The sequence below is a fragment of the Novosphingobium sp. DS6-6 genome (assembly GCF_057784975.1).
Genome location: NZ_JBYNTS010000004.1, coordinates 168,090 through 191,767, shown reverse-complemented (window position 1 = coordinate 191,767; position 23,678 = coordinate 168,090). Strand labels below are relative to the sequence as shown.

The following is a 23,678-nucleotide window of genomic DNA, read 5'->3' as shown; positions in this document are numbered from 1 at the left end:
ATGCCTGCAACCATCGTCCAGACCAACGACACACCGTTCGCGCCGGTCGCGATCGATCCGGTCACGCTCGATATCATCGAAAACGCACTGCGCAATGCCCGCATCGAGATGGATGCCACGCTGGTGCGCACCGCCATGTCGCCCGGCATCCGTGAACAGGGCGATGCCTTCCCCCTGATCGCCGATCACACCGGCAAAATGATCGTCGGCCAGTTCGGCTCGTTCATCGGCGGCTTTCTCAAGAATTACGATGGCACGCTGGAAGATGGCGACATGATCTTCCTGTCCGATCCCTATTCGGTCGATGGCGCGATCAGCCATTCCAACGACTGGCTGGTGCTGCTGCCCGTGTTCAAGGACGGCAGGCTCATCGCCTATACCTCGATGTTCGGCCACCAGTCCGATATCGGCGGCAAGGTCGTCGGATCGATGCCGATCAACGCCCATTCGATTTTCGAGGAAGGCGTGCGCATTCCGCCGGTGAAGATCTGGAAGAAGGGCGAATACAACGCCGATCTCGTCAGGCTGGTGATGCACCAGACGCGCAAGCCCGATTGGTGCGCGGCCGATCTCAACGCGCTGATCGCCTCGTGCCGCGTGGCCGCGCGCCGGGTTGTCGAAATGGCGGAACGCTTTGGCGACGATGTCTATGTCTCGGCCACCCAGGAACTTCTGGCACGCAACCACCGCGCGATGAAAACCCTGCTGGCCCAGGCCGTGAGCGAAGAGCCGGTCAGCTTCGAAGATTACGTCTGCGACGATGGCATGGGCTTTGGCCCCTATCGCATCCGCTGCACGATGTGGCGCGAAGGCGAGAAAGTTATTCTCGATTTCGATGGCACCGACCCGCAAAGCACCGCCTCGATCAATTTCTATCTCAATGAAAACATGTTCAAGATGTTCTTCGGCATCTACATGATCATGGTTTTCGATCCGCAGATCCTGTTCAACGACGGGTTCTATGACCTGATCGACGTGCGCATTCCCGATGGTTCGCTGCTCAAACCCCGGTTTCCCGCGGCGCTTTCGGGGCGCACCCATGCCCTGGGGCGGATTTTCGACATTCTGGGCGGCCTGCTGGGCCAGAAGACGCCGGAATTCCTCAATGCCGCCGGCTTCTCCTCTTCGCCCCACCTGTTCTATGCCGGCAACGATCAGCGGCCGGGCAAAGGCGGCGAATGGTTCCAGCTGTTCCAGATCGGCTTTGGCGGCATTCCGGGCCGCCCGATGGGCGACGGGCCGGACGGCCATTCGCTCTGGCCCGGTTTCACCAACGTGCCCAATGAGTTCCTCGAACGCTATTTCCCGATGGTGATCGAACGCTACGAATGCGAACCGGATTCGGGCGGCGCGGGCCTGCATCGCGGCGGCAACGGCATCCGCATGACGTACCGCTTCCTTTCGAAAGGGGTGATCGCGATCCACGACGACCGCTGGTTCGTGCCGCCATGGGGCGTCAACGGCGGCGAGCCGGGCGCCCGGGCGCGCAAGATCCTGGAAAAGCCCGACGGCACGCAGACGATCGTCGGCAACAAGGTGGAAGACCTGGACGTGGAAGCGGGCGATATTCTCCACTTCATCACCTGGGGCGGTGGCGGCTGGGGCGATCCGCTGGCGCGCGATCCGGCCCTTGTCGGCAAGGAGATCGTGCAGGGGCTCGTCACGCCCGCCGGCGCGCGCGCCTATGGCGTGGTGGCCGATGCCGCCGGCCAGGTGGACGAGGCCGCGACCCAGGCCTTGCGGGCCGAGCTTCGCGCCGCCCGCGGCGATCTGCCGCTGTTCAACTATGGCCCCGGCATTGCGGCGTTGCGCGCCCGGTGCGAGGCGGAAACCGGACTGCCGGCGCCGATCCAGCCCGAATGGCCGCTGTTGGAGGCGGCGGAATGACCACAGCTTCCACTCTTTCGGGCGTGACGAACCCGGGGCCCTTGCGCGACATCCGCGTTGTGGAACTGGGCCAGCTTCTGGCCGGCCCGTTCTGCGGCCAGCTGCTGGGCGACATGGGCGCCGATGTCATCAAGGTGGAGCCGCCCGTGACGGGCGATCCGATGCGCGAATGGGGGCAGGGCTCCGAAAAGGTCCAGTGGGAAGTGATCGCGCGCAACAAGCGCTCGGTCAGCGCCAACCTGCGGGTTCCCCAGGGCCAGGCGCTGGTGAGGCAACTGATTGCCCATGCCGATGTGCTGATCGAGAATTTCAAGCCCGGCACGATGGAGAAGTGGGGCCTCGGTCCCGACGTTCTGCTGGCCGAAAAGCCCGGCCTCGTCATCGCCCGCATGTCGGGCTATGGCCAGACTGGCCCCTATTCCGATCGCGCGGGCTTTGGTGGCATCGGCGAGGCGATGGGCGGCTGGCGCTATATCGTTGGCGAGCCCGACCGCGCGCCGAGCCGCATGGGCATTTCGATCGGCGACACGCTGACCGCCACGTTCGGCTGCGTGGGCGTGCTGGCCGCGCTGCACGAGCGCGAGAGAACCGGACGCGGGCAGGTGATCGATGCCGCGCTTTACGAATCCGTGCTGCAGGTCATGGAAGGGCTGGTGCCCGAATACGATCGCACCGGCTATATCCGCGAACGCTCCGGCTCGGTGCTCAAAGGCGTGGCGCCGTCCAACGTCTACAAGTGCAAGGATGGCGAGTTCATGATCGGCGCCAACAAGGACTCGCTGTGGAAGCGGCTTGCCATGGCAATGGGCCGCCCCGAACTGGGAGACGACCCCCGTTATGCCACCCACGTCGCGCGTGGCGAGAACCAGGACGAGCTGGACGCCTTGATCAATCAGTGGACCCTCACCCTGTCGGTGGACGAGGTCGAAGCGCTGATGATCGACCATTCGATCCCCGCCGGCCGGGTCTATCGCGCGCCCGACATGCTGGCCGATCCGCACTTCCGCGCGCGGGAAGCGATCATCGAGGTCGAAACCGAACGCTTCGGCCCGCTCAAGATGCAGTCGAGCTTCCCCAAGTTTTCGGCGACGCCCGGAACTGTGAGGCGCCCGGCGCCCGCGAAAGTCGGCCAGCATAACGCGGAAATCTACAAGGAGCTGCTCGGCCTGAGCGAGGCGGACCTTGCCGACCTGGCGGCCAACGGGGTGATCTGATACCGGGCCTGCCACGCCGCCGCGCCACGGAACTTTCCGGCCGCGCACGGGACCGCTGTCCAGATCGCCCGTGCAGCCTGGTGCCGGTCCATGGCCGCATATGTTTGTGTGGCAAAGAAATCGACCGCGTATTTCAATCCCGGGAAAACCAATTGCCGGGGGAGAGGGTCTTGTGAAAGCGCAAGGCGGGTTGCTGGCGTTGCCGGATGGCGCCGGGCGCGATGGCCATGCTCATCCGTCATGGCACGCCGACGCCGCCAGCATCCGCACTTTGGAAAGCGCGCGCGGCCGTTCGCCTGCGCTGGTCGACGAGCATTTCGGCTCCCGAACCGGCAGGAGGCCTGTCGCGCGGTGCGGGCGAAACCTTTTCAACGGCAACCGCATACTCCACTATGCATCGCTGCTGCTGCTGCGCCACGGCGAAGGCTTTCGCGTCATGCCGCAGTATCGACAGCATCGGCAACAGGAGCCCCGTTGATCGGTATGGGCCGCAAAAAGAAGATTTCGGACCGTGAAATTCTCGAGGTGGCAAGGGAGCATTTCAGCGCCTACGGCTTCGATGCCTCGCTTGAAGCCATGGCGCGCTCCCTGGGAGTGACGTCGACGGTCATTTTCGTGCGTTTCGGCACGAAGCTCGACCTGTTCTACCAGTCGATGCTGCCGGATCGTTTCGAATCCATGGCCTATGTCGATCGCGCCATTTACGAAACCGACGGCACGCCGTTCGCGGATCAGCTTCGTGCCCTGACGACCAAGCTGGTCGCGCTGTCGATCGAGATGCTTTCGGTCGAACTGACGTTCGCGAGAAGCAGGATCGCCTTCGCAGACGTCAACATGACGATGGAAATACCCACGCCGACGGTAGTGGTCGAAGGTTTGCGTCGCTGGTTCAACCAGGCGCACGCGGCCGGCGCGCTTGGCCCGATGGAGCCTGAACTGGCGGCGGACCTGCTGCTGGGCGGCGTCTATATCATTACCCGCATGACGCGCGTTTCCCCTCGTCTGCGCGATCCTGACGATCTGCCCGGCCTGGTCGATTCGATCGTCGCGTTCTTCTGGAGCGCGGCCCAGCCGCGGCCGGTGCCGGCGCAATCGCCCCGCTGGCAGGCGCCGGTCACGATCGAACTGCCAACCTCGCGGCCCAAGTATGCGCTGGCGCGCAAGGTCGAGCCGGCAAAACCGCTCGAAACGCTGGAAGATCTGACCGCTCTCATGCGCGAACGTTTCGGCCCGCGCCCGTCGCTTTCAGGCAATGCCATGTTCGATTTCGGACGCGACGGCGCGATCTCGATTCTCGCCGAAGAAGGCGCGCGCAACCGGATCAGCAACCAGCGGATCGATGCCGACATGGTGATCCACATCTCGCTTGGCGATTGTTGCGATCTGGAGCGCGGTCTTCTGGAGCCTGCCGAAGCGGTGCGCAACGGCAGGTTGCGCGTGGAAGGCGACCTGGCGATTGCCGATGAACTGCGCGGATAGGAACAGAAGTTAGTCTCGCACAAAAAAATTCACGTCGATAACTTGGCTCAATCGGCGAGGAGTCCAAAATGTTCGAGCGTCACATCGATTATCCCGGTTTTCGGCATGATGAGCGTGTTACGCCGCTCGATAAAGTCAGCGTTGATGCATTGAACGCGACGATCGCACTGGTGCCCGAACTCCGCAAGGTGGCGGGCGATACAGAGGTGAACGGTCGGTTGCCCGAGCCTATCCTTCAGCGCATGGGGGAAATCGGCATCTGGTTGATGGGCGCGCCGGTGGAAGTCGGGGGCAGCCAACTCGATTATCCCACCCAGTTCCGCATCATCGAGGAACTGGCGCGCGGCGACGGGACGGCGGGCTGGTGCGTGCTGACGCACCTGGCGGGCGGCGCCCTGTCGATGCGCCTCGATGCAGAGACGGCCAAGGCCATGTGGTCTTCCCCGGTCACGATCGTGGCGGGATCGCCCGTGCCGACAGGCCGTGCGCTGCGCGTCGAAGGCGGGTACAGGCTGCTCGACGGAACCTGGATGTGGGCCACCAATGCCCGCCATGCCACGCATTTTCTGGGCGGCTTTCAAGTCGTTTCGAGCGAAGACGAACCGGCCATGGCGTTCCCGCCGCCCGAGGGCACCTCGATCATGATGATGGAGCCGCCGCTGACCGCGTTCTTCGACAAGGACCAGGTGGAATGGATCGAAGGCAGCTGGGACGTGATCGGCCTGCGCGGCACCAGTTCGGGCGGTTACCGGGTCAAGGATGTGTTCCTGCCGGAAGGGCGCGCATTCTCGATGATGCAGATGGGCGTCGAACCGCCGCTCAGCGTGAGGGGGCCGATCGGGATCGGCGGCCATGCGGCGGTAACCTGCGGTATCGCGCGGCACATGCTGGAAGTCTTCCACGAAATCGCCGCCACCAAGCGCCCGACCGGCTTCGGTCCGCGCGATCTGCTGGCCGACATGGCGGCTGTCCAGCACGAGCTCGGCATGGCCGAGGCGAAGCTGCGCGCGGCGCGCTCGCATTTCTACCGTGTCGTCGATGATTGCTGGGCGCGCTGGCTGGATGGGGAAGACATCACCAGCAGCGACTATCTCGAAAGCGAGATGGCCAACGTGCACCTGGCGCGGGTGTCCCGCGAAGTGACCGAGACGTTGAACGGCTGGGCCGGCGGCTCGGTACTGAAAAGCGGCCACCCCGGGGAACGCGCGATCCGCGACATGCTGACGGCCGGCGCGCACATGGCCATTCAGAACAACAACTGGGCCACCCTGGGCAAGGCGCTGCTGGGGCGCCCGGTGTTCATGACCAATTCGTTCGAAGCGGCGAGCATTTCGCCCCGCAAGAAGACCGAAGCGGAAGTGAAAGCCGTCGCGGCCTGACCCCGCTCGACCAGCCCGTGGCCTGCCGGCTGCGGGCTGGTGCCTCGCAGCCGGGCATTACAGGAAGTTGTTGGGCCATATCCAGGTGCGCCACATATGGGCGCTGGGCGAGCCATCGAAACCAAGCCCTTCCGCAGGCTGCCGGAAATTGCGGCCGACCAGGTCCGTGAAGATGTCGGGATCGATCTCTTCCTTGTCGTCGAAGAAATAGATGTCGTACTTGGTCACTTCCCGCGCCGTCATGTACCACTTGTGGCTGCGCGCTTCCTCCGCCTCGCGCACGATGTATTCGGGCGGCTGATAGTTTTCGCCGAAGAACCGGTTATAGCTTTCCGGATAGGGATAGCCTGCCTCGAGATCTTCGAAATAGCGCAGCGCCTGATGCTTTTCGATAGCCCAGGCCACTTCCTCGTCCACATAGGGTCGCATCATCTGCGCCGACCAATAGCCATGGTCCGACCGGATGAGGCCGCCATTGGCGAAGTCGTGCAGCAGGCAGGCCAGCACCACCTTGTCGGGCTGGCCATCGTCCATCGCCCGCTTGGCGCTGGTCAGGAGATGGGTCCGCGTCAGTTCCTCGTTGACGAAACGGTACTTGAAGAAGTCCAGCAAAGTCGGGCGGTCCGGCATCGGCGGCAGCACCGGATTGTCGCCCATCATCATGACGGTGTTCGCGTCCAGCCGGCTGAACAATTCGCGTTCCGGATTGGGCGCGCCAGTGCCGACGCGCCCGATCGGCGCCGTCAGGATCAGCCGCTCCAGCCCTTCCTGCGAACGGTGCGAAGAATTGCTCATTGCTTAGACCTTTCAATGTCTTCTGTCCGGCGGCGCATGATCCGAGGATGCCGCGGCCGATGCGCGGGCCCGCAGTGAAAGCGGCGCTCAGATCGGATAATGGCCGGGCTGGGTTTCCATGGTGATCCAGCGCAGTTCGGTGAAGCTGTCGATCCCGGCCTTGCCGCCAAAGCGGCCATAGCCCGACGCGCCGACGCCGCCGAACGGCATCTGCGCCTCGTCGTGCACGGTGGGGCCGTTCACATGGCAGATCCCTGACTTGATCTGGCGGGCGACGCGCAGGCCGCGCGCCGTGTCACGCGTGAAAACGGCGGCGGACAGGCCATATTCGGTATCGTTCGCCAGTTCGATCGCGTGCGCTTCGTCCCGCGCGGTGATCACCGCCACGACGGGGCCGAAGCTTTCGTCGCGAAACAGCTTCATGTCCTGGGTCACGCCGGCAACGACATGCGCGGGCATCAGCACGTTCCGCGTGGTTTCGCCGCCCGTCAGCAGTCGCGCGCCCCTGGCCAGCGCGTCTTCGACGAGGCTCTGGCAATGCGCCACTGTCTTGGCATCGACCACCGCGCCAAGTGGCGTGTTCCCTTCGCGCGGATCGCCCACCGCCATCGTCGCAACCTTGGCCTGGAACCTGGCGGCGAATTGCTCCGCCACCGCTTCGACCACGATGATCCGCTCGGTCGACATGCAGATCTGCCCCTGGTTCATGAACGCGCCGAACGCGGCCGCTTTCACCGCCTCGTCAAGATCGGCGTCTTCCAGAACGATCAACGGCGCCTTGCCGCCCAGTTCGAGCAGGCAGGGCTTGAGGTGCCGGGCCGCGCGGGTGGCGATGATCCGGCCCACGGCCGTCGAGCCGGTGAAATTGATGCGCTTGACCTCCGGCGCGTCGATCAGGGCGCCGACCACGTCGCCCGCGTCTTCGGGGGCGTTGGTGACGACGTTGACCAGGCCTTCGGGAAAACCGGCCTCGGCAAACGCCTCGATAATCAGGGCATGGGTGCGGGGGCACTGCTCGCTGGCCTTGAGAATGACCGCATTGCCGCAGGCCAGCGGGACCGCGATCGCGCGCACGCCAAGGATGATCGGCGCGTTCCAGGGCGCGATGCCCAGGATCACGCCGACCGGCTCGCGCAAGGCCATGGCCATGCAACCGGGCTTGTCCGAAGGGATGACCTCGCCGGTGATCTGCGTCGTCAGCGCGGCCGCTTCGCGCACGATGCCTGCCGCCAGCCCGAGGTTGAACAAGGCCCAGCCCCTGGTCGCGCCGATCTCGTTCATCATCGCGTCGATGAAGGCATCCGCCCGCGCTTCGAGTGCCACGGCCGCTTTGGCCAGAATGGCGCGGCGCGCGTTGGGACCCTGAGCCGCCCAGGCGGGAAACGCCTTGGCCGCGCGTGCCGCGATGCCAGGAATGTCGGCCGGCTGCAATGCGGGCGCTTGGGACGCGACGGCGCCGGTCAGCGGGTTGATACGGGCAAATTGCGTGGCCAAGTTTCAGTGCCTCCAAGCGCGGTCTTATCGTGGCGGAACGGACGTCGCGGCCGGCCCGCGGTCATGCCCCTGCGGTCATGCCCCCGCGGTCATGCCAATGACAGGGGTTGCCCGTGCCGGCGCATCTTCGGCAAACCGCTCCCCCAGATCGAACATGACGGTCACGGGCCATTCGGCCACCCGTTCGCGAGATCGGGCATCAGGCGGTTTGGCGGCCGAGTCAATGCCGAACTGCTCGCGCGTGCCGGCGGGAGGACCAGCCGCGAAACGCGGCGGGCCGGGCGCCCCCGGCTTATGGCGAGTTGGGCAGGGGGGCGGGCAGGGGGGGGGGAGGCGCACATGGCGGCGCGCAAGCCACCGGGCTGCTGCGGCCTGTCGCCGGCAGCAGCCATTGTGGCCTCAGCCCATTTTCATGCGCTGTTCGACGATCAGATCGTCAGCGACTTTCATGGTGATGGTGACTTTGCCCATGGGCGAACTGGTGACCATGATCACCTCGTCGCCTTCCTCCACCAGCGCGGGCGGTCCTCCGGCGGGTGCGGGCATCTTCATCATCATCTGCAGGCCCTTGGCGATCTCCGCCTTGCCCTTTTGCGGCCCCATCGGGCTGTAGACCACGGCATCGTCGTGAAAGAAGGAAATTGCCGTATCCAGATCTTTGTTGCTCATTGCATCAAGATAGGACTGAACAATATCTGCATTACTTGTCATGATCTCTCCTGCGTCTGATAATTCGCAATGCTATGGCGCAAGATAAGTTTCTCAACCTATTTTATTCCGTTGGTGCACATCGTGGCCGCATCAAAAAATGTGGAGAGCGAGGCCATGAGCAAAGCGGAAACGAACGATCGCGATCAGGCGCTGCTGCCGCCATGGCTTCAGCCGCGGCCGCGGCTCGATCCCGCGCCGGTCATGGGCGGGCTGGTGCTGGGCGGCCTTTTGATCGCGGCGATCACGCTGGTTCCGGCAGCGATGGACATGAACTGGGCCAGTCCCGATGCGGTGGCCGGCTGGCTGGCGCGTTCGCGCACCGTCATCGATCAATCCACCCTGGCCGCGATCGGTTATATCGGAGATGCCGCCATGGGCGATATCGCGCGGGGCGGCAGCCGGATTGTCGGCCTGCCGCTCAGCGTGGTTCTGACCGCGCTGGGCATGTGGGTGGCCGCCGCGGCCCTCGCTCTGGTCGGGCGGCTTGCCGTCGGGCCGTTGTGGCGCCGCTATGGCCCGCGCATGGGGCCGCCCAGGCTGGGCCCGGACGGCCAGTTGCCCCGCTGGATGCGGATCGTGATGAAAGTCATGCCGCCCCCGCCGATGGGGCGGCCGGGCGGGCCTTCGCCGCTTGCGCGTTTCGGCTTCTGGATCGCCGCGCTCATGCACCTGCTGCCCCCGCCCGGCCCGGCGGTGATGCGACCCGTGTTCGACATCATGCTGGGTGCCTCGTCGCTCCGCTGGCCGGCATTTCTGGGCGGCACGGCCCTGGGCTGCCTGGCCCATGCCGCCGGGGCGCTGGCGTTCGCCGATCTGGGGCTCAAGGCCCCGCCGCCGCCTTCGGGCTGGGCCATCGTCGCTTTCATTGTCGGGCCGATCGTGGTCACCGCCGCTTTCAGAGCGTTGAAACCGCTGGTGCTGCGTCTGCCTTTGCCGCGCAGAGCGAAGTAGCAAGGGCCGGATATCGCGCGCCGATCGGGGTTCCGGGGCCGGTCGGCACGTTCTCGGGTCAACACGTCGGCAAGCATCGATCGCAGCCAGGCGCGGCACCATGGCATGCGTTCGCGCCGCCTAGCCGCACTCGGGGACTGGCTCGAAAGCGGCAAGAATGGGGCATGGCCCCGCTTCGCCATGCGCACAGGCGCGGGCAAGCCGGCTCAGTGCGTCGCGGGCCGCTTTCAATTCCCGGATCCTGGCATCGAGCGCCCGGACCCGCGCGCGCGCCAGTTCCCGCGCGCGGGGCCGGTCGTCCGTCGCATCCAGCGCAAGCAGTTGCCCGATCTCCTCAAGCGTGAAACCGGCCCCTTGCGCGGCCTTGATGAAGCGCAGCCGCCGCAGGTCTTCGATGCCATAGCGCCTGATGCTGCCACCGGAACCGAAGCCGGCGGGCCGTTCGGGCTCTTTCAGCAAGCCGCGGCGTTGATAATAGCGTACTGTCTCGACGCCGACGCCACCCTCGCGAGCGAGCTTTGCAATAGTCATGGTAGTCATGGCTTGACTCCGTACTATGGTACGGAGCTTATATGCGACGGCGTCAAACGCGAAGCAAGGCGCATCCCCATGAACGATCCCGCCGTCAAAACCGCTGTACTTCACCGGATGGTGATGCCCGAACACATCTGCCCCTATGGCCTGAAAGCGCTCGACCTCCTGAAGCGCAAGGGCTTTACGGTCGAAGATCACGAGTTGCGGACCCGCGCCGAAACGGACGCGTTCAAAGCCGCGCACGGCGTCAAAACCACGCCGCAGGTGTTCATCGGCGGGCAGCGGATCGGCGGCTATGACGATCTGCGTCGTCATTTCGGCCAGCACGTCGCCGAACCGGGTGCGACCAGCTACCGGCCGGTGGCGACGGTTTTCGCGATGACCGCCCTGATGGCCGCTGCCGCCAGCCAGGCGGTGCTCGGATCGCCGTTCACGATCCGCGCCGCCGAATGGTTCGTCGCTTTCAGCATGTGCGTGCTGGCGATCCTGAAGCTGCAGGATGTCGAGCGTTTTTCGACCATGTTCCTCAATTACGACCTGCTGGCCAGGCGCTGGGTGCGGTACGGATACGTCTATCCCTTTGCCGAGGCGCTGGCCGGCGTGCTGATGATCGCGGGTGTGCTGACCTGGCTGTCCATTCCCGTTGCGCTGTTCATCGGTACGATCGGCGCGACCTCGGTGTTCAAGGCGGTCTATATCGACAAGCGCCAGCTCAAATGCGCCTGCGTCGGCGGATCGTCCAACGTGCCGCTTGGCTTCGTATCGCTGACCGAAAACGTCTTGATGGTCGCGATGGCGATCTGGATGACGGTTCGCGCCGGCGGCATGTGAGCCGCGGCACCGTCCCGATTGCCCAGCTGGATTGCCCAGCCGGACCTTTAGCCCTAGTCCCACCGGTCATCGCGCGTTGCATGGCCGGTTCAGCACCCGCGACGCCGAGGCCGCCATGCGTCCAGTAAACAGATCGTAGGACCGATGTTGACCAGAACCCTGCTTGCCGCAACGGCGCTTTCCGCAACGTTGACGGCTCAAACATTGATGGCCCAAACATTGATGGCCCACGCCCAGCCCATGCCCGACATGGACATGAGCCAGCACCGGCACGATGCGCCCCCGGCCGCACCGCGACCCGAACCGCAGGCCCCGGCTTCCGATGCGATGGACCACGCCGGGATGAACGGGATGGATCACGGCGCCATGGGGGGCATGGACATGCGCGGCATGGTGGGCGCGCTCGGGCGCTACAGCGTCATGCGCGATGCCTCGGGCACCGCGTGGCAGCCCGACACCGCCCCGATGTGGGCGATCATGGGGCGCAGGGGCGCGTGGTCGACGATGGTTCATGGGTTCGTCACGCTTATCCATGATGACCAGGGCGGCCCGCGCGGCGACGAGAAGACCTTTTCCACTTCGATGCTGATGGGCATGGCGCAGCGGCCGGTCGGTCGCGGCACCTTGACCCTGCGCGGGATGGTCAGCCTCGACCCGCTCATGGGCAAGAGTGGCTACCCGCTGCTGCTGGCCACCGGGGAAACGGCCGATGGCCGCACCGAACTGGTCGATCGACAGCATCCGCACGATGCCGTCATGGAACTTGCCGCGGCCTACAGCCACCCCATCGCCGGCAAGCTGTCGGGCTTCGTCTATTTCGGCCTGCCTGGCGAACCGGCGCTTGGCCCGGCAACCTACATGCACCGCTTTTCGGGCATGACGAACCCTGAAGCGCCAATCTCGCACCACTGGCTCGACAGCACGCATGTCACGTTCGGCGTGGTGACGGCAGGCCTCGTCCACGACGGCCTGAAACTCGAAGGATCGGTGTTCACCGGCCGGGAGCCGGATCAGCACCGGTGGGACATCGAACGCCCCCGGTTCGATAGCTGGTCGGTGCGCATGACCTGGAACCCGAAGGCGAACCTCTCGATGCAGGCAAGCTATGGTTTCCTCAAAAGCCCCGAAGGCCTGCATCCGGACGAAAACGTGCGCCGTGCCACGGCGTCGATCACCTACAACCTGCCGCTTGGGGCCAGCCGCAACTGGCAGTCCACGCTCGCCTGGGGGTGGAACGCCCCATCCGGCGGCGAACACGGGCATGCCACCAATGCCTTCCTGCTGGACACCGCGATGCAACTGGGCCGATGGACCGTGTTCGGCCGCGCCGAAAATGTCGACAAGGACGAACTGTTTGGCGACGCCGATGACGGCGATCCGCGCGCCGGCCGCGTGTTCAACGTCAGCAAATTCAGCCTCGGCGGCTATCATTCCATACCGATCGGCAAAGTCGCGTTCGACCTTGGCGGGCTGACAAGCAAATACGGTCTGCCGCGCGACATCCAGCCGGTTTACGGCGCGAGCCCCACCAGCTTCATGGTGTTCGCCCGCCTGCGGATCACCGGATGAGGCGCGCGGCCGGCGACGGCCGCTATCGGCCTCCGCCGCCTCTCATTCCCACTCGATCGTGCCCGGCGGCTTTGAGGTGTAATCATAGACCACGCGGTTTATGCCTTTGACTTCATTGACGATCCGCGTGGCCACGCGGCTGAGGAAGCCGGCGTCGAACGGATATATGTCGGCCGTCATGCCGTCGGTGGAGGTGACGGCACGCAGGGCGCAGACGGAATCATACGTGCGGAAATCGCCCATCACCCCCACCGTGCGCACCGGCAGCAGCACGGCAAAGGCCTGCCAGATCGCATCATAGAGGCCGGCATTGCGGATTTCCTCCAGATAGATCGCATCGGCCTTGCGCAGGATGTCGCAGCGTTCGCGCGTCACTTCGCCGGGAATGCGGATGGCCAAGCCCGGGCCGGGGAAAGGGTGGCGCCCCACGAAGACATCGGGCAGGCCAAGCTCGCGGCCCAGCGCGCGGACTTCGTCCTTGAACAGCTCGCGCAGCGGTTCCACCAGCTTCATGTTCATGCGTTCGGGCAGGCCGCCCACGTTGTGGTGGCTCTTGATCGTCACCGAAGGCCCGCCGGTGAAAGACACGCTTTCGATAACATCGGGGTAGAGCGTGCCCTGGGCCAGGAAATCGGCGCCGCCGATCTTGCGCGCTTCGGCCTCGAACACGTCGATGAACGTCCTGCCGATGAACTTGCGCTTGGCTTCCGGGTCGGTCACGCCCTCCAGCCCCTTGAGGAACAGGGGGGCGACGTCCACGTGCACCAGGGGAATGTGATAGTGATTGCGGAACAACGAAACCACCTGCTCCGCCTCGCCCAGGCGCATCAGCCCATGGTCCACGAACACGCAAGTCAGCTGGTCGCCGATCGCCTCGTGGATCAGCACGGCGGCCACGGCCGAATCCACCCCGCCAGACAGGCCGCAGATCACGCGCGCATCGCCTACCTGCGCCCGGATTTCGGCAATCTTGGTCTTGCGGAACTCCGCCATGGTCCAGTCGCCGGCGCAGCCGCAGACGTGGCGCACGAAATTGGCGATCAGTTTGCCGCCATCGGGCGTATGAACCACTTCGGGATGAAACTGGGTGCCGTAATACTTCCGGGCATCGTTGGCGATTACCGCGAAAGGCGCGCCATCGGAAACGGCCACGATCCGAAAGCCGGGGGCAAACTGCGTGACCTTGTCGCCATGGCTCATCCACACCTGGTGGCGCTCGCCCACGCTCCACAGCCCGTCGAACAGCACGCAAGGCTCGGTCACGGTCAGGAAAGCGCGGCCGAATTCGCCCGAATCCCCGGGATCGACCCGGCCGCCGAGTTGCTGGCTCATCACCTGCTGGCCATAGCAGATGCCCAGGACCGGCACGCCGCTGTCGAACAGCAACTGCGGCGCGCGCGGGCTGCCGTCGGCGGGCACGCTAGCGGGTGAGCCCGACAGGATCACGCCGCTGGGCTTGATACGACGGAACGCCGCTTCGGCCTGGGTAAACGGGGCGATCTCGGAATAGACGCCGGCTTCGCGCACACGGCGCGCGATAAGCTGCGTCACCTGGCTGCCAAAATCGACGATAAGGATCGATTCGGGCGTCGACTCTTCAGGCTGGATAGTCATGGCAGGCCGATAAGGAAGGCAGCCGGGCCTGTCCAGCACCTGCGACAAAATTTGCGCGCCGCCTGGTCTGCGCCATCCGGAATTCGGCACCACACGGGGTGCGGCGCCAACGCTGTACTGTTGCAACAGCGCAACTTTCACTTGGCTGTCCATTACAGTTGCTTCTCATGCAACTGTAATGGACAGGATCGCACTTGTATCGCGCTCAACTCGTCTTATGTGAGCCTCGGTTCGCGGCTCCGTGCCAAACCCTGCCGGCGCGACGGACCGAGAGGATCCTGCAAGGTCATAAAAAGAAAAACGTTTCAACTCGTAGGAAATCAGGAGCACATCATGCGCAAGATCGCAAACTTCGTGCTGCCGCTCATCCTTGCTGCTGGCGTCAGCGGCGCGATGTTCACTGCCACGCTTGTCTAAGCGCGGGCGGCAGCACTGACAAATGCCTGGCCGGGCCTCTCAAGCGGCCCAGGCATTTTCGAAATATCGATACGAACGACTTTTTGCTTCACGGCATCACCGTGCCGGGGCGGGTCGATAAATTGCCAAGCGGCGGTCCGGCGGGGCCGCCGTTTTGCGTTTGCGACAATTGTGTCTTCGAAGATACACTTGTTCCTCCGGCCAAACCTTTTACCCGTCGAGCGATGATCGTGACCCGCTTTGCCCCGAGCCCCAACGGCCCGCTGCACCTCGGCCACGCCTGGGCTGCCATCGCCGCGCATGATCGCGCGCAGGCGGAAGGCGGGCAGTTCCTGCTGCGGATCGAGGATATCGATGGTGCCCGCAGCCGGCCGGAACTGGCCGATGAATTCCGGGCCGATCTCGCCTGGCTGGGTCTGTCATGGCGTGAGGTGCCGCGGCAATCGCAGCGGGTGGCGCGATATCGCGCCGCGGCCGATGCGCTGCGGGCCGCGGGGCTGCTCTATCCCTGCCAATGCACGCGGGCCGAGATCGCCGCCGGTGCGACGGCTATGGGGCCCGATGGTCCGCTCTATCCCGGCACGTGCCGGCAACGCTATGTCGCTTCGGGCTATATCGCTTCGGGCTATATCGCTTCGGGCCACATCGCATCGGGCCAAATCGCGCAGTGTCCCCGTGTTGCCTGGCGGATCGACATGGCGCGCGCGGCCGCGCTGGCCGGGCCGCTGGAATGGGTGGACGAACGACGGGGCGCACAACGCGCGCAGCCGGAAATCTTCGGTGATGTGGTGTTGTGGCGCAAGGACGCACCGGCTTCCTATCACCTGGCGGCAACGGTGGACGATGCCGCCGATGGCATTACCGTGGTAACGCGCGGGGTGGATCTGTTCCGTGCCAGCCATGTCCACCGCCTGCTGCAGGCCCTGCTTGGCCTGCCCGTGCCACGCTGGCATCATCATGCCGTTCTGGCGGGCGCCGATGGCCGTAAACTGGCCAAGCGGCGGGGTGCGGCCGGCCTGGCGGAGCGGCGGCTGGCCGGGCAAAGCGGGACGGAATTGGCGCAGGCCTTGCGCGACGGCCTTTTTGACACTGGTATTTGCCTGGTCGACGCCATAGATCAGGTGCCATGATCTATATCCTCGTGCCTTTGCTGATCGTGTTCGTCGGGCTCACCGTATGGTCGCTCGTGCGCGGCATCGTGGCGTTCCTGCGCACCACGCGCGAGGGCCTCGATCGCGGCGAGGAGGGCCTGCGCGACATGCAGTTGCTGCAGAACCGCATGATGATCAACCGCATCAAGTTCCAGGGCCTGGCCATCGTGGTGGTGATGGTGCTGCTGATCGTCGCCGGCAAGAACTGAACGCCACGCGCGGCGCAAACCGGAAAACTGAACGGGGCGGTCTCATTTCCATGGTCAAGCTCAACAAGATCTATACCCGCACGGGTGATGGCGGCACGACCGGGCTGGTCGATGGTTCGCGGCGCGGCAAGGACGAGCCGCGCATGGCTGCGATCGGCGAGGTGGACGAAGCGAACAGCGCGCTGGGCCTGGCGGCACTGGTCGTGCCTGCAGAGATCGGCGCGGAACTGACCCGCATCCAGAACGACCTGTTCGATGTCGGCGCGGACCTGGCGACGCCGGGTGACGATTTCGCCCCGGGCGAAATGACGTTGCGCGTGGTGCCAGGTCAGGTCACGTGGCTGGAAACCGCGATCGACGCGCGCAACGCCGCCCTGGCGCCGCTGACCAGCTTCATCCTGCCGGGAGGCAGCGAAGCTGCCGCGCGCGTGCATCTGGCGCGGGCGATAACCCGCCGGGCCGAACGCGCCGCCGTGGCGCTGAACCGCGTCGAGCCGGTCAATCCCGCGGTGCTGGCCTATCTCAACCGCTTGTCGGACTATCTTTTCGTGCTGGCACGCGCATTGAATGCCGGGCGCGATCCGCTGTGGGTGCCAGGCGCCGGCCGCTGAATAGCCAATAAAGAAAGGAAATTGCGGGGATGAACACAGTTGCCGTGATCGGAGCGGGGCAAATGGGCGCGGGCATCGCGCAGGTCATGGCCCAGGCCGGGCTTGCCGTGCTGCTGGCCGATGTGGACCAGGCCGCCGCCGAAAAGGGGCGGGACAAGATCGCCAAGGCGCTGGACCGGTTGGTGAGCAAGGACAAGCTGGCCGCCACCGAAGCCCGGGCCATCGTCGCACGGATCACCCCGGTCGGCGATTATGCCCCGATGGCGGCCGCGGACCTGATCGTGGAAGCCGCGACCGAGCGTGAAGACATCAAGCGCAAGATCTTTGCCGCCGCCGGCGCCGTGCTGGCGCCGCACGCCATCCTTGCCAGCAACACCAGCTCGATCCCGATCACGCGGATGGCGGCGGTCTCACCCGATCCGGCGCGGTTCATCGGCCTGCATTTCTTCAACCCGGTGCCGGTGATGAACCTGGTCGAAGTGATCCCGGGCCTGGCCACTTCTGCCGAAACGCTGGAAACCATGCGGGCGCTGGTGGGGCGGCTGAACAAGGAACTGGTCCTGTCGCAGGACGAGGCCGGCTTTATCGTCAACCGCGTGCTGATGCCGATGCTGAACGAGGCCGCCTTCGTGCTGGGCAGCGGCACGGCCAGCGTGGTTGACATCGACAAGGCCTGCCGCCTGGGGCTCAATCATCCGATGGGGCCGCTGGAACTGGCCGATTTCATCGGGCTGGATACCTGCGTGGAAATCATTCGCGTGCTGCACACGAGCACGGGCGACAGCAAGTATCGCCCCGCCCCGCTGCTGGTGAAATACGTCGAGGCCGGCTGGTATGGCCGCAAGAACGGCCGCGGGTTCTATGACTACAGCGGGCCGGCGCCCGTCCCCACCCGCTGAACCGGAACCGCCGGAGGGGGCAGGAACAAGGCACGGCGCGCGCGCGTTTTTTCCGCAAAGGAGAAACGTGATGAGCAAGGATCTGCCCGACCTGCCCCCCGAGGCTGAAAATGCCGAACAAGACGATGCGCCGGCACAGGCGCAGACGCTGGCGGACGAATCGCTGAACCGCGCGACGGCGGTGCTGGGCACGGCCGAAGACAGCGAGCGCGTTCCCGGCCAGGGCGACGAGCCGGGCTCTACCCCGGATCTTGTCGATCACATGAAACAGATGGTTTCGTCCGGCCGGATCGACATGGGTGCCTATCGCGGCGAACGCAACGACGATGACGAGGAAGGCAGTCTGGGCGAGGCCGGCATCGACGACGATACGCCCCGCGGGGCGGCATAAATCACGCATGGCGCGCAAGGCCCCGGATCAAGTCCGGGGCCTTGACTTGTCTTTCAGCCTGCCAGCGCGGCGAGGGCGATACGCCGATAGATCCGCGCCAGCACACGCAGGTCTTCCATGGCCACCGCCTCGTCCTTCTTGTGCATCGTGGCATTGCACAGGCCGAATTCGACCACCGGGCACAAGGCCCGCAGGAATCGCGCGTCCGACGTGCCGCCGGTCGTCGAGAGTTCTGGTCCGACCCCTGTTTCGGCCAGGATCGCCTGCGCGACGAGAGACGAAAACGGCCCTGGCAGGGTGATGAAGCTTTCCCCGGAAACGACCGCGCGCACGCTGCCGCCATGGCGCGCCGCGATCTGCGTGACGCGATCGACCAGACTCTGCCCGGTGTGGAGATCGTTGAAACGGATCGACAGGCGGGCGCGGGCCTGGGCCGGAATCACGTTGGTCGCCGGGTTGCCGACAGTGATGTCGGTCATTTCCAGGTTCGAGGGCTGGAACCACTCGCTGCCTTCGTCGAGCACCAGCGCGTCAAGCTCTGCCAGCAGGGCGACCAGCCGGGGAATGGGATTGTCCGCCAGATGCGGATAGGCGACGTGGCCTTGCGCGCCGTCGACCGTCAGCCAGAGATTGACCGATCCGCGCCGGCCGATCTTCATCATGTCGCCCAGGCGGTTGACCGATGTGGGTTCGCCCACGAGGCACAGATCGGGCAGGGTGCCCAGCGCGCGCATCCGCTCGATCAGGGCGGCCGTGCCATAGCGCGCCGGCCCTTCCTCGTCGCCGGTGATCACCAGGCTGATCGTTCCTGCGTCCCGGGGGATATCGCCAAGGGCGGCAACGAATGCGCCGATTGCGCCTTTCATGTCCACCGCACCCCGGCCGTAAAGCAATTCGCCCCGTCGCTCTGCCGCAAACGGCGCACTGGTCCAGCCTTCGCCGGGCGGCACCACGTCGAGATGGCCGGCAAAGGCGAAGTGGCGGCCGCCCACCGGCCCCTGGCGCACCGCCAGCAGGTTTTCCACCGGGCCATCGGGCGCCTCCCCCTCGATGAAACGATGGACGGCAAAGCCCAGCGGCGCGACCATGCCTTCCAGCATATCGAACACGCTGCCCGTTGCCGGCGTGACGCTGGGGCAATCGATCAGGCGCTCGGCGAGAGCGACGGGATCCAGAGCAACGGGATCGGCATTCATACCTGGCTGGGTTCCTCGAACTGTTCGATCGTCCATTCTTCCTCTTCGGCCGCCGCGATCCACGCCTGCATCCATGGATGCTCCCACAGCGCCTGCATATAGGCCACGGCAAAGCCCGGCACGCCGACGCCATAGCTCATGAAGCGCGCCACGACCGGGGCATAGATGATGTCGGCCGCGCTGAACGTGCCGAACAGGAACGGGCCGCCATGGCCGAAGCGCGCGCGTGCCTCGGCCCAGAGCTGCAGTATCCGCACGATATCGGCGCGCACATCGTCGCGCACCTGGGGCACCGTTTGGCGCCGGCGGATGTTCATCGGCATGTGGCCGCGCAGCGCGAAATAGCCCGAGTGCATTTCCGCGACCATCGAACGCGCCATCGCGCGCGCCGCCTCGTCACGCGGCCAGAACCGGTCGCGGCCCACCTTGTCGGCCAGGTATTCGATGATCGCCACGCTGTCCCAGACGACGGCCTCGCCATCCCACAGGATCGGTACCTTGCCCGAAGAAGGGGCGAGGTTGGCATTGCGCCGTTTGGCCTCGTCCCAATCGTCGCCATAGAGCGGAACGGTGATTTCCTCGAAGGCCAGGCCCGATTGCTTGCATGCCAGCCAGCCGCGCAGGGACCAGCTCGAATAATTCTTGTTGCCGATCACCAGCTTCATGCGCGGGCCTTTCGCAAGGGGGCGGATCTTCCGCCTAGAGCGTGAGACGCGGGCTGTCGAGGGTGCCTGGGGGGCAGCTTCGTCAGGAAAAGCTTCGTCAGGAAGAAGCTTCGTCAGTAAGAAGCATGGGCGTCGCGCCCTGGATCCCCGTCAGACTGCGGCGTCTTCGAGCACCGCGCCGCGCAGGGCGGCGATGCCCAGGCCTTTTTCCGACGAGGTCACGCTCACTTCGGGGTGGGCGGCAATGTGCTTGCGCGCGGCCGCCTGCGTCTGCGCCACCACCTGTTCCAGGTCGCTCGCCTTGATCTTGTCGGCCTTGGTCAGCACCACGCGATAGCTGACCGCCGCCTCGTCCAGCATCTGCATCATTTCGGCATCGACCGGCTTGACGCCGTGGCGGCTGTCGATCAGCAGCAGCGTGCGCTTGAGCACCACGCGTCCGCGCAGATAGTCGCGCACCAGGTGGCGCCATTGCTCGACCACTTTCGGCGGGGCCTTGGCAAAGCCGTAGCCGGGCATGTCGACCAGGCGGAACAGCGTGGGCTGGCCGACGTCGAAATAGTTGAGCTCCTGCGTGCGTCCCGGGGTCACCGAGGTGCGCGCAAGGGCCTTGCGCCCGGTCAAGGCGTTGAGCAGCGAGGATTTGCCGACGTTGGAGCGGCCGCAGAACGCGATTTCGGGATAATCGGGATCGGGCAGGAACTTGAGCTGCGGCGCCGATTTCAGGAACTCCACCCGCCCGGAAAAGAGCACGCGGGCGCGCTCTTCCACGGCCATCAGGCGCAGGCCTTCCGCGTCGGGCCCGGTGACGCTCACTTCTTCCCGGGCTTTGGTGGGACCGTGGCAGTGCGTGCGGCGGCACGATCGAGGTTCTGCTGGTCCTTGGCCGCTTGCGCAACGAGTTGCGGATGGCGGCTATAGAGATAGCGCTGCTGGGCAATGGTCAGCAGGTTCGACGTGATCCAGTAAAGCAGCAGGCCCGATGCGAACGGCGCCATCACGAACATCATCACCCACGGCATCAGCCCCATCACCTGCTGCTGCGCCGGATCCATCGCGGCCGGCTGCAGCTTGAACTGCGCCCACATCGTCACCCCCAGGATGATCGCCAGAACGCCGATGGCGAGGAAGCCGGGCGGGGTGAACGGCAAGAGGCCGAACAGGTTGAGCACGTGAAGCGGATCTGGCGCGGACAGATCCTTGATCCACAGCACGAAAGGCTGGTGACGCATTTCGATGGTCAGCACCAGCACCTTGTATAGCGCGAAAAACACCGGAATCTGCAGGAAGATCGGCAGGCAGCCGGCCATGGGGTTCACGCGCTCTTCGCGATAGAGCTTCATGATCTCCTGCTGGGCCTGGGTCTTGTCGTCCTTGTGGCGTTCCTGGATCGCTTTCATCTTCGGCTGCAGCGCGCGCATCGCCGCCATCGAGGCGAACTGGCGCTGGGCCACCGGGAACATGATGCCGCGCACCAGCAGAGTGAGCAGGATGATAGCCAGGCCGAAGTTCTTGACCGCATGGAACAACGCATCGAGCAGCCAGAAGATCGGCTTTTCGAACCAGCGGAACCAGCCCCAGTCGATCGACAGCGAAAGGTTGGTAACGCCCTGTTTCTCGTAAGCTTCCAGAACGTTGTTTTCCTTGGCGCCGGCAAAGAGGCGCAGCGTCTGGCTCTGCGTCTGGCCGGGTGCGATGCTGGTCGCCGGCCAGATCAGGTCGGCCGCGAACAGGTTGTTGCCCAGAGCGCGGAAATCGGCACTGGGCCTGGCCGCGCCGCCATCGGCCGGGATCAGCGCGGAAAGCCAGTAGATGTCGGTAAAGCCGATCCAGTTGGCCACCCCGGCAGGGCTGACCGCGCCAGCCTTGGCAACATCGGTATAGTTGTTGGAGAAATTGACCGAGCCATCGAACGCGCCGATCGGGCCGGAATGGACCTGCCAGGTATCCTGGCTCATGGTCTTGTCGGTGCGGTTGATGCGGGCAAAGGGCGCCACCGATGCGGCCGCGGGTGCAGTGTTGGTCACGCTTTGCGACACGGTCAGCATGTAGTTCTGGTCGATCGCATAGCGCAGGGCAAAGGTCTGCCCGGTGGGATTGGTCCAGGTCAGGGTAACGGGAGTCGTCGGTGTCAGCTTCGCGCCTTGCGCGGTGAACACCGTCTGGCCGTTGGGCGCGGCAATGCCGTTCTGGCCCAGCCACCCCACTTGCGCGAAATGCTGCGCCGGGGTGCCGGCGGGCGAGAACAGGCGCACCGGGGGGCTGTTCCTGTCGATCGTTTCACGGTGACGCACGAGCGTGAGATCGTCCACCACGCCGCCGACCAGATTGATCGAGCCCTTAAGGCCCGGCGCATCGATCGGCACGCGATTGCCGGCGTTGAGCGCCTGGCTCAGATCCTTCTGCTCCAGCGCCAGATCGGCCGGCGCCTGCAGCCCGCCCTCGCGGCTGGGCTTGGCAGGCGGACCGCTGCTGGCCGGCGCGGCGACGGGGGCGGAAGCGGCTGCCGCCGGCCTGGTCTTAGGCTGCGGATAGAAGTAGCGGATGCCGTAATCCCAGCCGATCAGCAAAACGCCCATCAGGACCATCGCCAGGATCAGGTTGCGCTGTTTCTCCACTGTGCCTCGCGTCTGTTGAATCAAGCCGGTTGAAGGAAGGGGCGCTCAGGGCACCGGATCATAGCCGCTGCCGCCCCAGGGATGGCAGCGCAATAGCCGCAAGGCCGCAAGCCAGCTACCCTTAATCGCACCATGTTTTGTCCAGGCTTCGATCGCATATTGCGAGCACGAAGGGGCATAGCGGCAGGTCGGCGGCATCAGGCGCGATGGGCCGAGCTGCCAGCCCCGGGCGACGAGAATGAGCAGCCGTTTCATGGTCAGCGGCCAAAGGCGGGCTTGGGACCCCGCCTGTTTCCCGGCTTGCGCGGCGGGTCGCCCTTGCCGGCGGCCGCACGGGCAAGTGCCTGGGCCAGTTCGCTGCGCAGCAGAGCGTAGTCGCGCTCCACCCCGTTTTCGCGGCCGATCAGCACGTGATCGGCCCCGGCGATGCCCTGGGCGGGCAGCAGATCGCGCAGCAGCGCCCGAAAGCGCCGCTTCATGCGGTTGCGAACCACCGCATTGCCGATTTTCTTGGTAACCGTCACGCCGAAGCGCAGCGAGCCATCAGCGCGCGCCAGCGGGTTGACCAGAAGCACGAAACCGGGCCGCGCGACTCTTATCCCGCGATTGGCGGCCAGGAAGTCTGCCCGCCTGGCGATCGTGGCGAGCCGGGCAGGGCGTCGGCGGGATTGGAAGCCGGCGGGCCCGGAGCCAGAAGAGCAGGCCGTTTCGGCCCCGGGCCCGCTGGGCCGCGCTCCGTCCATGGCGCCGGGAAAAGACGCGATCAGGCCGACAGGTTCTTGCGGCCACGGGCACGGCGGGCGCGCAGCACCTTGCGGCCACCGACGGTGGCCATGCGGGCGCGAAAGCCGTGACGGCGGGCACGCACGAGGCGGCTGGGCTGGAAAGTGCGCTTCATGGTCGAACTCTTCTTCTTGTCTGGCGAATCGGAAAAAGGCGCGCTGCCGCAACCGGCGCCGCGCCGAAATCAGGGCTGGGCCGATAGGCGAGGCGGCCGCGTTCGTCAAGCGTTTGCGGCCCCTTCGCAATGTGTAGCGGCGCCGCAACGATGCGGCGAGCGAAA

25 protein-coding genes are annotated in these 23,678 nt (G+C 65.4%); 12 read left to right on the top strand and 13 right to left on the bottom strand.

All coding sequences use genetic code 11. The features are described 5' to 3' along the window. Both AC3EDY_RS06800 and AC3EDY_RS06795 read left to right on the top strand, forming a co-directional pair. Positions 1-1,887, top strand: coding sequence for a hydantoinase B/oxoprolinase family protein (locus AC3EDY_RS06800; RefSeq protein WP_488571722.1), 1,887 nt, complete (start codon positions 1-3; stop codon positions 1,885-1,887). Further along, on the top strand, positions 1,884-3,101 hold the full coding sequence (locus AC3EDY_RS06795; protein ID WP_488571721.1) for a CaiB/BaiF CoA transferase family protein: 1,218 nt from the start codon (positions 1,884-1,886) through the stop codon (positions 3,099-3,101). Before AC3EDY_RS06800 ends, AC3EDY_RS06795 begins: the two co-directional genes overlap by 4 nt. Before the next feature lie 238 nt (positions 3,102-3,339). Here the strand turns inward: AC3EDY_RS06795 and AC3EDY_RS06790 are convergent, their stop codons facing one another. Then, positions 3,340-3,558, bottom strand: a complete 219-nt coding sequence (locus tag AC3EDY_RS06790; RefSeq protein ID WP_488571720.1) for a hypothetical protein — start codon at positions 3,556-3,558, stop codon at positions 3,340-3,342. Between the two features lie 26 nt (positions 3,559-3,584). Here AC3EDY_RS06790 and AC3EDY_RS06785 point away from each other — a divergent pair, with 26 nt between their 5' ends. Continuing rightward, complete coding sequence (locus AC3EDY_RS06785) at positions 3,585-4,580, top strand: TetR family transcriptional regulator (RefSeq protein WP_488571719.1); 996 nt, start codon at positions 3,585-3,587, stop codon at positions 4,578-4,580. A 68-nt stretch (positions 4,581-4,648) separates the two neighbouring features. Beyond that, on the top strand, positions 4,649-5,959 hold the full coding sequence (locus tag AC3EDY_RS06780; protein WP_488571718.1) for an acyl-CoA dehydrogenase family protein: 1,311 nt from the start codon (positions 4,649-4,651) through the stop codon (positions 5,957-5,959). Positions 5,960-6,016: 57 nt separating this feature from the next. Here the strand turns inward: AC3EDY_RS06780 and AC3EDY_RS06775 are convergent, their stop codons facing one another. The 3 genes from AC3EDY_RS06775 to AC3EDY_RS06765 all read right to left on the bottom strand — a co-directional run bounded on the left by AC3EDY_RS06775 (position 6,017) and on the right by AC3EDY_RS06765 (position 8,959). Beyond that, positions 6,017-6,754, bottom strand: coding sequence for a hypothetical protein (locus AC3EDY_RS06775; RefSeq protein ID WP_488571717.1), 738 nt, complete (start codon positions 6,752-6,754; stop codon positions 6,017-6,019). Positions 6,755-6,841: 87 nt separating this feature from the next. After that, positions 6,842-8,248 carry an aldehyde dehydrogenase gene (locus tag AC3EDY_RS06770; protein ID WP_488571716.1) on the bottom strand — a complete coding sequence of 469 codons (1,407 nt, stop codon included), beginning with the start codon at positions 8,246-8,248 and terminating at the stop codon, positions 6,842-6,844. Positions 8,249-8,647: 399 nt separating this feature from the next. Continuing rightward, positions 8,648-8,959 carry a nuclear transport factor 2 family protein gene (locus AC3EDY_RS06765; protein WP_488571715.1) on the bottom strand — a complete coding sequence of 104 codons (312 nt, stop codon included), beginning with the start codon at positions 8,957-8,959 and terminating at the stop codon, positions 8,648-8,650. A 114-nt stretch (positions 8,960-9,073) separates the two neighbouring features. Between AC3EDY_RS06765 and AC3EDY_RS06760 the strand changes: the two genes are divergently transcribed. Continuing rightward, the gene (locus tag AC3EDY_RS06760; RefSeq protein ID WP_488571714.1) at positions 9,074-9,910 is read left to right on the top strand and encodes a hypothetical protein; all 837 of its coding nucleotides are present in this window, start codon (positions 9,074-9,076) and stop codon (positions 9,908-9,910) included. Positions 9,911-10,030: 120 nt separating this feature from the next. On the opposite strand, the gene AC3EDY_RS06755 is transcribed toward AC3EDY_RS06760, so the two are convergent. Continuing rightward, positions 10,031-10,450, bottom strand: a complete 420-nt coding sequence (locus AC3EDY_RS06755; protein WP_488571713.1) for a MerR family transcriptional regulator — start codon at positions 10,448-10,450, stop codon at positions 10,031-10,033. 69 nt (positions 10,451-10,519) lie between these two features. Here AC3EDY_RS06755 and AC3EDY_RS06750 point away from each other — a divergent pair, with 69 nt between their 5' ends. Both AC3EDY_RS06750 and AC3EDY_RS06745 read left to right on the top strand, forming a co-directional pair. Further along, complete coding sequence (locus tag AC3EDY_RS06750; protein ID WP_488571712.1) at positions 10,520-11,275, top strand: MauE/DoxX family redox-associated membrane protein; 756 nt, start codon at positions 10,520-10,522, stop codon at positions 11,273-11,275. A gap of 207 nt (positions 11,276-11,482) precedes the next feature. Then, positions 11,483-12,844, top strand: coding sequence for a hypothetical protein (locus AC3EDY_RS06745; RefSeq protein ID WP_488571711.1), 1,362 nt, complete (start codon positions 11,483-11,485; stop codon positions 12,842-12,844). A 42-nt stretch (positions 12,845-12,886) separates the two neighbouring features. Here AC3EDY_RS06745 and guaA read toward each other — a convergent pair whose 3' ends face one another. Beyond that, positions 12,887-14,458: a glutamine-hydrolyzing GMP synthase gene (guaA, locus tag AC3EDY_RS06740; RefSeq protein WP_488571710.1), complete on the bottom strand. Its 1,572-nt coding sequence runs from the start codon at positions 14,456-14,458 to the stop codon at positions 12,887-12,889. Between the two features lie 641 nt (positions 14,459-15,099). On the opposite strand from guaA, the gene gluQRS reads away from it, so the two are divergent. The 5 genes from gluQRS (at position 15,100) to AC3EDY_RS06715 (ending at position 18,136) form a co-directional block, all read left to right on the top strand. Next, positions 15,100-16,005: a tRNA glutamyl-Q(34) synthetase GluQRS gene (gluQRS, locus tag AC3EDY_RS06735; RefSeq protein WP_488571709.1), complete on the top strand. Its 906-nt coding sequence runs from the start codon at positions 15,100-15,102 to the stop codon at positions 16,003-16,005. After that, a complete protein-coding gene (locus AC3EDY_RS06730) occupies positions 16,002-16,235 on the top strand; it encodes a hypothetical protein (RefSeq protein ID WP_488571708.1) in 234 nt (77 codons plus the stop codon). The genes gluQRS and AC3EDY_RS06730 overlap by 4 nt, the downstream gene beginning before the upstream one ends. A gap of 50 nt (positions 16,236-16,285) precedes the next feature. After that, entirely contained in the window at positions 16,286-16,846 is a 561-nt protein-coding gene (locus AC3EDY_RS06725; protein WP_488571707.1) for a cob(I)yrinic acid a,c-diamide adenosyltransferase, read from the top strand. A gap of 29 nt (positions 16,847-16,875) precedes the next feature. After that, positions 16,876-17,745: a 3-hydroxyacyl-CoA dehydrogenase NAD-binding domain-containing protein gene (locus AC3EDY_RS06720; protein WP_488571706.1), complete on the top strand. Its 870-nt coding sequence runs from the start codon at positions 16,876-16,878 to the stop codon at positions 17,743-17,745. Positions 17,746-17,815: 70 nt separating this feature from the next. Further along, positions 17,816-18,136, top strand: coding sequence for a hypothetical protein (locus AC3EDY_RS06715; RefSeq protein ID WP_488571705.1), 321 nt, complete (start codon positions 17,816-17,818; stop codon positions 18,134-18,136). A 53-nt stretch (positions 18,137-18,189) separates the two neighbouring features. Here AC3EDY_RS06715 and dapE read toward each other — a convergent pair whose 3' ends face one another. The 7 genes from dapE to rpmH all read right to left on the bottom strand — a co-directional run bounded on the left by dapE (position 18,190) and on the right by rpmH (position 23,513). After that, a complete protein-coding gene (gene dapE / locus AC3EDY_RS06710; protein ID WP_488571704.1) occupies positions 18,190-19,332 on the bottom strand; it encodes a succinyl-diaminopimelate desuccinylase in 1,143 nt (380 codons plus the stop codon). Beyond that, entirely contained in the window at positions 19,329-19,997 is a 669-nt protein-coding gene (locus tag AC3EDY_RS06705) for a glutathione S-transferase family protein (RefSeq protein WP_488571703.1), read from the bottom strand. Before AC3EDY_RS06705 ends, dapE begins: the two co-directional genes overlap by 4 nt. Positions 19,998-20,147: 150 nt before the next feature. After that, on the bottom strand, positions 20,148-20,774 hold the full coding sequence (gene yihA, locus AC3EDY_RS06700) for a ribosome biogenesis GTP-binding protein YihA/YsxC (protein WP_488571829.1): 627 nt from the start codon (positions 20,772-20,774) through the stop codon (positions 20,148-20,150). A gap of 35 nt (positions 20,775-20,809) precedes the next feature. Further along, positions 20,810-22,615, bottom strand: coding sequence for a membrane protein insertase YidC (gene yidC / locus AC3EDY_RS06695; RefSeq protein WP_488571702.1), 1,806 nt, complete (start codon positions 22,613-22,615; stop codon positions 20,810-20,812). A 45-nt stretch (positions 22,616-22,660) separates the two neighbouring features. Next, positions 22,661-22,870 carry a membrane protein insertion efficiency factor YidD gene (yidD, locus tag AC3EDY_RS06690; protein ID WP_488571701.1) on the bottom strand — a complete coding sequence of 70 codons (210 nt, stop codon included), beginning with the start codon at positions 22,868-22,870 and terminating at the stop codon, positions 22,661-22,663. Positions 22,871-22,872: 2 nt separating this feature from the next. Then, complete coding sequence (gene rnpA / locus AC3EDY_RS06685) at positions 22,873-23,253, bottom strand: ribonuclease P protein component (protein ID WP_488571828.1); 381 nt, start codon at positions 23,251-23,253, stop codon at positions 22,873-22,875. A gap of 125 nt (positions 23,254-23,378) precedes the next feature. Next, positions 23,379-23,513 carry a 50S ribosomal protein L34 gene (rpmH, locus tag AC3EDY_RS06680; protein WP_109797087.1) on the bottom strand — a complete coding sequence of 45 codons (135 nt, stop codon included), beginning with the start codon at positions 23,511-23,513 and terminating at the stop codon, positions 23,379-23,381. Between the last annotated feature and the right edge of the window lie 165 nt (positions 23,514-23,678).

Bases quoted from the DNA above. Each gene is read 5' to 3' on its own strand.
- AC3EDY_RS06800 (WP_488571722.1), top strand. From the start codon at position 1: ATGCCTGCAACCATCGTCCAGACCAACGACACACCGTTCGCGCCGGTC.
- AC3EDY_RS06795 (WP_488571721.1), top strand. From the start codon at position 1,884: ATGACCACAGCTTCCACTCTTTCGGGCGTGACGAACCCGGGGCCCTTG.
- AC3EDY_RS06790 (WP_488571720.1), bottom strand. From the start codon at position 3,558: ATGCTGTCGATACTGCGGCATGACGCGAAAGCCTTCGCCGTGGCGCAG.
- AC3EDY_RS06785 (WP_488571719.1), top strand. From the start codon at position 3,585: ATGGGCCGCAAAAAGAAGATTTCGGACCGTGAAATTCTCGAGGTGGCA.
- AC3EDY_RS06780 (WP_488571718.1), top strand. From the start codon at position 4,649: ATGTTCGAGCGTCACATCGATTATCCCGGTTTTCGGCATGATGAGCGT.
- AC3EDY_RS06775 (WP_488571717.1), bottom strand. From the start codon at position 6,754: ATGAGCAATTCTTCGCACCGTTCGCAGGAAGGGCTGGAGCGGCTGATC.
- AC3EDY_RS06765 (WP_488571715.1), bottom strand. From the start codon at position 8,959: ATGACAAGTAATGCAGATATTGTTCAGTCCTATCTTGATGCAATGAGC.
- AC3EDY_RS06760 (WP_488571714.1), top strand. From the start codon at position 9,074: ATGAGCAAAGCGGAAACGAACGATCGCGATCAGGCGCTGCTGCCGCCA.
- AC3EDY_RS06755 (WP_488571713.1), bottom strand. From the start codon at position 10,450: ATGACTACCATGACTATTGCAAAGCTCGCTCGCGAGGGTGGCGTCGGC.
- AC3EDY_RS06750 (WP_488571712.1), top strand. From the start codon at position 10,520: ATGAACGATCCCGCCGTCAAAACCGCTGTACTTCACCGGATGGTGATG.
- AC3EDY_RS06745 (WP_488571711.1), top strand. From the start codon at position 11,483: ATGGCCCAAACATTGATGGCCCACGCCCAGCCCATGCCCGACATGGAC.
- guaA (WP_488571710.1), bottom strand. From the start codon at position 14,458: ATGACTATCCAGCCTGAAGAGTCGACGCCCGAATCGATCCTTATCGTC.
- gluQRS (WP_488571709.1), top strand. From the start codon at position 15,100: ATGATCGTGACCCGCTTTGCCCCGAGCCCCAACGGCCCGCTGCACCTC.
- AC3EDY_RS06730 (WP_488571708.1), top strand. From the start codon at position 16,002: ATGATCTATATCCTCGTGCCTTTGCTGATCGTGTTCGTCGGGCTCACC.
- AC3EDY_RS06725 (WP_488571707.1), top strand. From the start codon at position 16,286: ATGGTCAAGCTCAACAAGATCTATACCCGCACGGGTGATGGCGGCACG.
- AC3EDY_RS06720 (WP_488571706.1), top strand. From the start codon at position 16,876: ATGAACACAGTTGCCGTGATCGGAGCGGGGCAAATGGGCGCGGGCATC.
- AC3EDY_RS06715 (WP_488571705.1), top strand. From the start codon at position 17,816: ATGAGCAAGGATCTGCCCGACCTGCCCCCCGAGGCTGAAAATGCCGAA.
- dapE (WP_488571704.1), bottom strand. From the start codon at position 19,332: ATGAATGCCGATCCCGTTGCTCTGGATCCCGTCGCTCTCGCCGAGCGC.
- AC3EDY_RS06705 (WP_488571703.1), bottom strand. From the start codon at position 19,997: ATGAAGCTGGTGATCGGCAACAAGAATTATTCGAGCTGGTCCCTGCGC.
- yihA (WP_488571829.1), bottom strand. From the start codon at position 20,774: ATGGCCGTGGAAGAGCGCGCCCGCGTGCTCTTTTCCGGGCGGGTGGAG.
- yidD (WP_488571701.1), bottom strand. From the start codon at position 22,870: ATGAAACGGCTGCTCATTCTCGTCGCCCGGGGCTGGCAGCTCGGCCCA.
- rpmH (WP_109797087.1), bottom strand. From the start codon at position 23,513: ATGAAGCGCACTTTCCAGCCCAGCCGCCTCGTGCGTGCCCGCCGTCAC.